The sequence below is a fragment of the Ruegeria sp. D3 genome, from assembly GCF_056534465.1.
Window position 1 is genome coordinate 20,370 of sequence record NZ_JBQFPK010000024.1, and the last position, 7,633, is coordinate 28,002.

A 7,633-nucleotide genomic window follows, 5' to 3' on the forward strand; every position below is an offset into this window, starting at 1 on the left:
TGAAATGACCTGTCTTTCTGGGAGGAGAGAAATGAAAAACTGGACCAAACGCAGCCTAGTGGGCGCTGCTCTGGCAGGCGTCATGGCGATGCCCCTCGCGGCAGAAGAGACTATTTCAGCTGTTGTGATTGATGGGTACCCAGATCGGGCCTTATGGGTGAAGGAATTCACCAACTTCTTTATTCCAGAAGTGGACAAGCGGCTGGCTGAGTCCGGTAACTACAAGATGAACTGGCAAGAGAATTACGGCGGTTCGATCGTTAAGCCGAAGGGCGTTTTGGAAGGTGTACAACTTGGTCTTGGCGATATTGGGATCGTTACGACAATCTTCCATTCTTCTAAGCTGCCCAGCCAGGGTATTTCGGGATCGACACCTTTCGTGGCATCGGACTCCCGTGCCGTGGCTAAGGCAGTTGATGAAATCGCGCGCGAATACCCCGCGATGCAGAACGAGTTTGCTGCGCAGAACCAAATTTACCTGGCAACTGGCGTCGTACTCGATACCTACCAGGTGTTCTGTACGGAGCCGGTTACGGCTGTTTCTGACCTAGAAGGCCGAAAAGTGGCCGGAGCTGGACTTAACCTTCGATACCTTGAAGGTATCAAAGACGCGGCCGGGGTACGTGGTGGTCTGACCGATTTCTACAATATGCTTCAAACCGGCTTGGTTGATTGCGCAATGCTTTGGCCCGAGGCTGCCAAAACATTCAAGATCGCCGAAGTGGCTCCTTACATGCTCAAAGCTGACTTGGGTGCGGTGAATTCCAAGACGATCACTGTGAATTCTGACTACTGGGCAAAGTTGCCCGACGAAGTCAAAGACGTTCTTAAGGCCGTCGCCATTGACTACCGTGATCATGTGGCCGGTATCGCTATGGACCGCGCCGCGGCCTCACGGGATGCCTATACCGAAGCCGGCGGAACGATTGTCGAAGTTTCGGACGAAGAACGAGCGGCTTGGGCCAACGCAATGCCCAATGTTGCACAGGAATGGGCTGCCACGCTGAATGAAAACGGCGAACAAGGCGACGCGATATTAGCCGCCTATCTTGGAAAGCTGCAGGACGCCGGTTTCACCGGAGTACGCGACTGGACGGCCGAATAACTGGCTGGCGATCCACGAAAGGGGCCTTTCATGCTGAAGACCGCAGTTGCTGGCTTGTCGCGGGTCGCCAATACGCTTGCTATAGCCGCCAACGCATTGGGTACGCTTGTCGTCCTAGCGTTGGTGGTCATTCTGAATGTTGACGTCATTGCGCGGGGCCTGTTTTCGGCCCCACTGCGCGGAACCTATGAGATGGTGCAATTCTCGGTCGTGATGATCGTGTTCCTGCAGCTGGCCGACGTTGTCAGAGTGGATCGATTGACGCGCTCAGATGGGTTTTTGAACCTGCTACACCATCGTCGCCCCGGTCTGACAGCCAACCTGAGGCGCATCATCAACGCCATTTCGGCAATCTTCATGGCCTTGATCGCCTATGTAACCTTCCCTGAATTTCTTCACATGTGGGAAACACAGGACTACTTCGGAGTGCCCGGTCTTTTCACATTGCCTTGGTGGCCGGTCAAACTGGTCATCGCGTGCGGTACTGCGCTTGCCTGCGTGATTTTCCTGCTCAAGGTCGTCACGGCGCAGGACCGCCCGCAACTTATCCGCACCCCAGAGCATGACGAGGCCGCAGAATGACGCCGATTGAGATTGGCCTGATCTCGGTCGTTGCCATAGTCTTTCTGATTTACGCGGGCGTCTACATTCCGATTGCTTTGGGTGTGGTCTCCTTCGTGTCGATCTGGCTGATGCGGGACAACTTCACGCTTGCGCTCAACCTGCTGAAGGTTGCGGTGGGCGACAGCGCGATGGAATACAGTTTCGCGACAATTCCTCTTTTTACCTTTATGGGGCTCATCGTTTCAAAAGCGGGACTAGGAAGGGACATTTACGAGGTAATGACCATGCGATTTCGCAAGGTCAAAGGCGGTATCGGAATGGCGACCGTCGGAGCAAATGCCGTGTTTGCAGCCGTTACCGGGTCGTCCATTGCGTCCGCATCAGTGTTCACCAAGGTCTCGGTCCCGCAGATGATGGCGCAGGCATATAATCCACGTTTTGCGGTTGGGGTTGTGGCCGGGTCGTCGGTTTTGGGGATGATTATTCCACCCTCGGCGATGCTGATCATCTATTCCTTTGTCGCCGAACAGTCCGTAGGGGACATGTTTCTGGCGGGAGTAATACCCGGTATCATGCTGGCAATAGCTTATGTGGGCGCGATCTGGTTGATGGGTCGTTTTACACCTGCATTTGTGGGCGGCCGGGTCGTCGAAGACACCGAATGGATGTCCGGGCGCGAGATCGCATCCAAGACCCTGCCCACATTGTTCATTATCACGGTAGTGCTCGGTGGCATTTACACAGGATGGCTAACCGCTGTCGAGGCGGGTGCAGCTGGGGCACTGGTTGCGCTCGTGATCGCAGTCGTACGCAAGTCCATGACACCAAGAGCGTTCTGGGACGCGTTGCTGGAAACCGGTCACATTACAGCGGCGATCTTGTTCCTGATTACGGCGGCTTCGATCTATAGTCGCATGCTGGGGCTGGCCGGGCTGCCCAATCAGTTGCAGGATTTGCTTGCGGGAAATTCCGCGTCCTTTTGGTCGATCATGCTGCTCTATGTCCTCTTGATGCTTTTTCTGGGAACTTTGCTCGATACGGCGTCCATCATTCTGATCGTCGTCCCGCTGTTCCTGCCCATGGCCGAAGCCCTGGACATGTCGTTGATCTGGTTTGGCATTATCACTGTGGTCGGCGCCGAAATCGGGCTTTTGACCCCGCCTTTGGGCATATCTTGCTTCGTCATCAAATCGACGATCAACGATGACCGAATATCGCTCAAGGATGTGTTTATGGGCGCACTTCCCTTTGCGTTCGTGATGCTGATCGTTCTGTTTATTCTGATCGAGTTCCCGATCCTCAGCCTTGCCCTGATTTAAGGAGGCGCAGATGCGCTCTGTTACCAAAGACAATATCACCGACGTGTTCATGGGATACCTGTCCAAGGACACCGATCCGCGGATGAGAGAAATCATGGGGTCTCTGGTCAAACACCTCCATGACTTCGCGCGGGAAACCAACCTGACACATGACGAATGGCGCGCAGGAATAGCGTTTCTTGAGGGGTGCGCCGCCGTAGAGACAGAAGACAGGCACGAGTTTGTTCTGGCCTCGGATGTACTGGGCCTGTCGTCTTTAGTGGATATGCTGCATTCCAGCCCTGACGCGACCAGTTCCTCCGTGCTGGGGCCATTCCATGTCTCTGGCGCACCCCCGTTGCCGATCGGCGGCGATATGAAGCGCCACTACGGTGGACCGGTTCTGCTTGCTGAAGGCGTTATCCGGAATACCGAGGGTAATCCGATTTCCGGTGCAGAACTGGATATCTGGCAAACCGCGCCGAATGGAATGTATGCAAGCCAGGACGAAGAACAGGACACCTATTCTTTTCACGGCCTGATGACTACCGGCGACGATGGTAAGTATGCATTCACGACCGTCAAGCCAGTTGAATACACGGTACCTTCAGATGGGCCTGTCGGGGATATCCTGCGCGCCTGCGGCCGCCATCCTTGGCGGCCTTCGCACCTACACTACATCGTCAAGGCTCCTGGCTACCGTTCTTTGGTGACCGAGATTTTCCCCGACGACGATCCTTATCTAGATCAGGACACGGTGTTTGGAGTTCGGGACGATCTGGTGATGACCTATGTCGAACGGCCGGCTTCAGAATTTCCGGACGGCATGGAACTTTCTGGTAAGATCACTGAACCATTCTTGCACGTGAAATTCGACGTGACGCTTGCCAGATTCTGAATAATATCGAGGAGGCATGTGGTGCTGAAACAAATCTGCATTTTGAGTGCCGCGCTGTTTTGCAGCAGTGCCATCGCACAAGAGCGCCCGATCTTTGATGCGCATATTCATTACAGCCACGATGCCGTCAAACTGGTGCCACCAGAACAGGTGGCTAAAATCCTTCGGGATGCGGGCGTGCGGAAAGCACTGGTTTCCAGCTCGGATGACAATGGCACTCAGCTTTTGTTAGCCGCGGCACCGGACATCGTCGTTCCAGCACTGCGCCCCTACCGTCGTCGCGGTGAAATCAACACCTGGATGCACGATGAAACTGTAATCGACTATTTGGAAGAAAACCTGGCCAAGAATGACTACGAAGCCATCGGCGAGTTTCACGCTTACGGGAACGACATTAAGACGCCGGTTATTCAGCGCATGATTTTACTGGCGAAAGAACGGAACCTCATTCTACACCACCACGGCGATCGAGAGGCAGTTGACCTGATCTTCGAAACCTGGCCTGAAGCTCGGGTACTTTGGGCCCACTCTGGCTTTGATGATCCGGCGAGTGTTGTTGACGCGCTGGACACGTATCCCAGGCTTTGGGCCGATTTGGCGTTTCGTTCAGACATGGCTTCACGAGGCAGAATTGACCCCGATTGGAAGGAGGCTTTCGAAGCCCATCCGGATCGTTTCATGGTTGGTACGGATACATTTGCCCCGGAACGTTGGTACTACGTAGGACCTCATGCCGATTTTTCGCGTGAATGGCTGGATTTACTGCCGGACCAGATTGCGGACAACATCGCCTTTGCCAACGCAGAACGTTTGCTGGCATCAAAATGATCCGTTGCGCTGTCTGGTTTATGATTTGGTCCAGCACGGCTTTTGCTTGTGACGTAACTGGGCAACGTATGATTTCGGAAGTTCAAAACGCACCCGAGGTTTCTCTGTCCGTTGATGAAATTCCGTTGGCTCAACCGTTTTCCGTACTGGTTTCTATTTGTAGTGAAACTACCGTGGGCCAAATGCGTGTGGATGCAATCATGCCCACTCATCGACACGGTATGAACTATACCCCCAAAGTTAGCGCATTGGGCGGCGGAGCGTTCCGTGTTGATGATATGCTGTTTCACATGCCGGGTTTGTGGGAGTTGCAGGTCGATGTCGACATCAATGGCCAATCAGTTTTCTACTCGTCAAAAATTACGCTGAAATGAAGCTGTGGTTTACAGCTGCGCTAATAGCCCTGACAGGTGCAGTGCGTGCAGAGGTCTTGTTGTCTGCAGACGAAATTGAACAAACGCTTTCCTTTGGGCCTTGGCCACCATCCTTCCATTCGGACTCAAGCAATAGAGTTTCGAATAATGCCAGAGCGATCGCGCTTGGAGAGGCCTTATTCAACGATCCGGTGTTGTCCGTCGACGGTGCATTTTCTTGCGCAAGTTGTCATGATCCGGAACAGGCATTTACAACGCCAGAGGCGCGGGCGCTCGGCCGTGTACTGTTAGATCGAAACACTCCATCACTGCGGAACCTGGCCGGACTCCGCTGGTATGGGTGGGGTGGCAAAAGCGATAACCTTTGGGCAGCCAGCCTGCATCCGATCATCGAAGAACAAGAGATGGCGCACAGCCCCGAAAGCCTAAAAACAGCAATCTCTGAAAGTGCCTACATTGATGACTTTGAAGCTATTTTTGGCGTCATCCAAAATCAGGGCCCAGAGCTTGTTCTGGTGAATACTGCAAAAGCTCTTTCGGCTTACTTGGAGACTTTGGTTGCCGACCGGACGCAGTTTGATGATTTCCGCGATGCCTTAGAGCGTCGAGATTTTCCAGCTGCCGCCTACTACCCCGAGGCAGCCCAGCGCGGTCTTCAGCTGTTTTTAGGGCGCGGGAATTGCGTATTTTGCCACAACGGCCCGAGGTTTTCCAATAATGAGTTCCACGATGCCGGTGTACCATATTTTCTGAATGAAACCGAGGTCGACGAAGGTCGTTTTGGTGGATTGAACTTTTTGCTCTCAAGCCCCTATACACTGGACGGCGACTGGAATGACGATCCTGATAAGCATGGTGCTTGGGCGGTTCGAAGTGTACGCCGGAGCCACGCTGATTTTGGAACCTTCCGCACGCCCAGCCTGCGCGGGGTGGCTGAAACCGCACCCTACATGCATGACGGCAGCCTAAGGGATCTGAACGCTGTGATCCGGCATTACAGCAAAATCAATACGGAAAGGCTGCACACTGATGGTGAAGCCATTCTCTCGCAATTGAATTTGTCTGAGCAAGAGATTGCAGACTTAGTGGCTTTTTTGATGACGCTGTCCAAGGCGCGTTACTAAAGCGTTTGTGTTTAAAGCCCGGGAATGGGCTATTTGGCAAGCTGGTTCGGCGACTATCGTTAGCAGTGCCGATGAGGGGGTGCTGCTCGCTCTGGGTCAGAATTGCTTGACGTTTGGGTCAGAAATGGATGACGTGATCGGCTGATTTGTTGAGGTTTTGAAGTCGATTGAGTCCAATATCAGTAACGTTCCACAATCCTGTTGAACGTCGCGCGAACCTGACCCAACCGTCATAGTTGGACCAAAAAAGTGGTCAACGCTCGACATCAGATGGCATCCCAAGTCAAACAGTCTTTCCACTATTAAAATCAGATGCCACGCTACGACTAGTTGCTGTTAAACATCAGATCGCTTTGATTGCGCGCTACAACTGACCCAAAATCGTGGAAAAGAGCCATGGTAGAAATTGTTCAATGTGTTCGGCTACCTCACGTTTTGCGAAAGTGACAAGTCGCCGCGTTAGTACTAAGTTGAGACTTAAGTATTCAAATATTTGACTGCCCAGCTTCTCAGCTTCACCCAGCGCGAGTTTCATATGTCCAAGTTCAAATTTCCTACCGCCTTTACCATTCTGTTCATTCTGATTGCCGTCGTGGCGGCCCTCACATGGGTTATTCCGGCCGGTGAGTATGACCGTCAGATGAACGAAGCTCTGGGCAGCGAAGCGCCTGTCCCGGGCACCTACCACGAAGTCGAGCCGAACCCTCAGGGGCTTACGGCGGTCATCCTTGCCCCGATTGCAGGTATGTACGACCCTGGTCTTCTGGGGAGTTCATCCAGCGCCGCAATTGATGTCGCTTTGTTTGTTCTGGTCATTGGTGGTTTCCTGATGGTTGTTACCAAGACAGGAGCTATCGACGCCGGTATCGGTTGGTTGCTGCACAGGTTGGCTGGGCGGGAAATCCTGATGATCCCAATCCTGATGATCGCCTTTGCCTTTGGCGGGACAAGCTATGGCATGGCGGAAGAATCCCTCGCGTTCTACGCTCTGATTATTCCGGTCTTCATTCGGGCGGGGTACGACTCCTTGACCGGGGTCGCGGTGATCATGCTTGGCGCAGGCATTGGGACCCTGGGCTCAACCTTCAACGCATTTGCGACAGTTGTTGCCTCGCAAGGTGCGGGTATTCCGTTCACGAACGGGATAGTCCTGAGGTTCATTATCCTTGTCCTTTGTCTTGCTGCAGGCATCGCATTCGTCATGCGATACGCATCACGCGTGAAAGCCGACCCGTCATTGTCCGTGGTGGCCGATCAGGCCGAGGAAAACCGGGCGCATTTCCTAAAGGGTTCGGAAGGCGATGATACGTTCCCCGAGATGACCAAGACGCGTTCGATCATTCTGATTCTTTTCGGGATTACCTTCGCCATTATGATCTATGGTGTTGTCGCGCTGGGGTGGTGGATGGCCGAAATGTCCGGTCTCTTCCTGGTGATGTCCA

8 protein-coding genes are annotated in these 7,633 nt (G+C 53.5%); all 8 read left to right on the forward strand.

Going from position 1 to position 7,633, the window contains the following annotated elements; all coding sequences use genetic code 11:
* Positions 1-31: 31 nt before the first annotated feature.
* Positions 32-1,105 (forward strand): C4-dicarboxylate TRAP transporter substrate-binding protein, encoded by a 1,074-nt coding sequence (locus ACR0DX_RS21905; RefSeq protein WP_170356855.1) that lies wholly within the window; start codon positions 32-34, stop codon positions 1,103-1,105.
* A gap of 30 nt (positions 1,106-1,135) precedes the next feature.
* Positions 1,136-1,687, forward strand: a complete 552-nt coding sequence (locus tag ACR0DX_RS21910; RefSeq protein WP_170356854.1) for a TRAP transporter small permease subunit — start codon at positions 1,136-1,138, stop codon at positions 1,685-1,687.
* Complete coding sequence (locus tag ACR0DX_RS21915) at positions 1,684-2,988, forward strand: TRAP transporter large permease (RefSeq protein ID WP_010437378.1); 1,305 nt, start codon at positions 1,684-1,686, stop codon at positions 2,986-2,988. Before ACR0DX_RS21910 ends, ACR0DX_RS21915 begins: the two co-directional genes overlap by 4 nt.
* A gap of 10 nt (positions 2,989-2,998) precedes the next feature.
* Positions 2,999-3,865: a dioxygenase family protein gene (locus tag ACR0DX_RS21920; RefSeq protein ID WP_170527806.1), complete on the forward strand. Its 867-nt coding sequence runs from the start codon at positions 2,999-3,001 to the stop codon at positions 3,863-3,865.
* A gap of 21 nt (positions 3,866-3,886) precedes the next feature.
* Positions 3,887-4,693, forward strand: a complete 807-nt coding sequence (locus ACR0DX_RS21925) for an amidohydrolase family protein (RefSeq protein ID WP_170356851.1) — start codon at positions 3,887-3,889, stop codon at positions 4,691-4,693.
* Between the two features lie 20 nt (positions 4,694-4,713).
* Positions 4,714-5,067, forward strand: a complete 354-nt coding sequence (locus tag ACR0DX_RS21930) for a hypothetical protein (RefSeq protein ID WP_170356849.1) — start codon at positions 4,714-4,716, stop codon at positions 5,065-5,067.
* Positions 5,064-6,191: a cytochrome c peroxidase gene (locus ACR0DX_RS21935; RefSeq protein ID WP_170356848.1), complete on the forward strand. Its 1,128-nt coding sequence runs from the start codon at positions 5,064-5,066 to the stop codon at positions 6,189-6,191. Before ACR0DX_RS21930 ends, ACR0DX_RS21935 begins: the two co-directional genes overlap by 4 nt.
* A gap of 535 nt (positions 6,192-6,726) precedes the next feature.
* Positions 6,727-7,633: YfcC family protein (locus ACR0DX_RS21940; protein ID WP_480847398.1), on the forward strand; the 907-nt coding region annotated here is incomplete at its 3' end.

Coding starts and splice junctions, on each gene's coding strand:
- ACR0DX_RS21905 (WP_170356855.1), top strand. CDS start 32: ATGAAAAACTGGACCAAACGCAGCCTAGTGGGCGCTGCTCTGGCAGGC.
- ACR0DX_RS21910 (WP_170356854.1), top strand. CDS start 1,136: ATGCTGAAGACCGCAGTTGCTGGCTTGTCGCGGGTCGCCAATACGCTT.
- ACR0DX_RS21915 (WP_010437378.1), top strand. CDS start 1,684: ATGACGCCGATTGAGATTGGCCTGATCTCGGTCGTTGCCATAGTCTTT.
- ACR0DX_RS21920 (WP_170527806.1), top strand. CDS start 2,999: ATGCGCTCTGTTACCAAAGACAATATCACCGACGTGTTCATGGGATAC.
- ACR0DX_RS21930 (WP_170356849.1), top strand. CDS start 4,714: ATGATTTGGTCCAGCACGGCTTTTGCTTGTGACGTAACTGGGCAACGT.
- ACR0DX_RS21935 (WP_170356848.1), top strand. CDS start 5,064: ATGAAGCTGTGGTTTACAGCTGCGCTAATAGCCCTGACAGGTGCAGTG.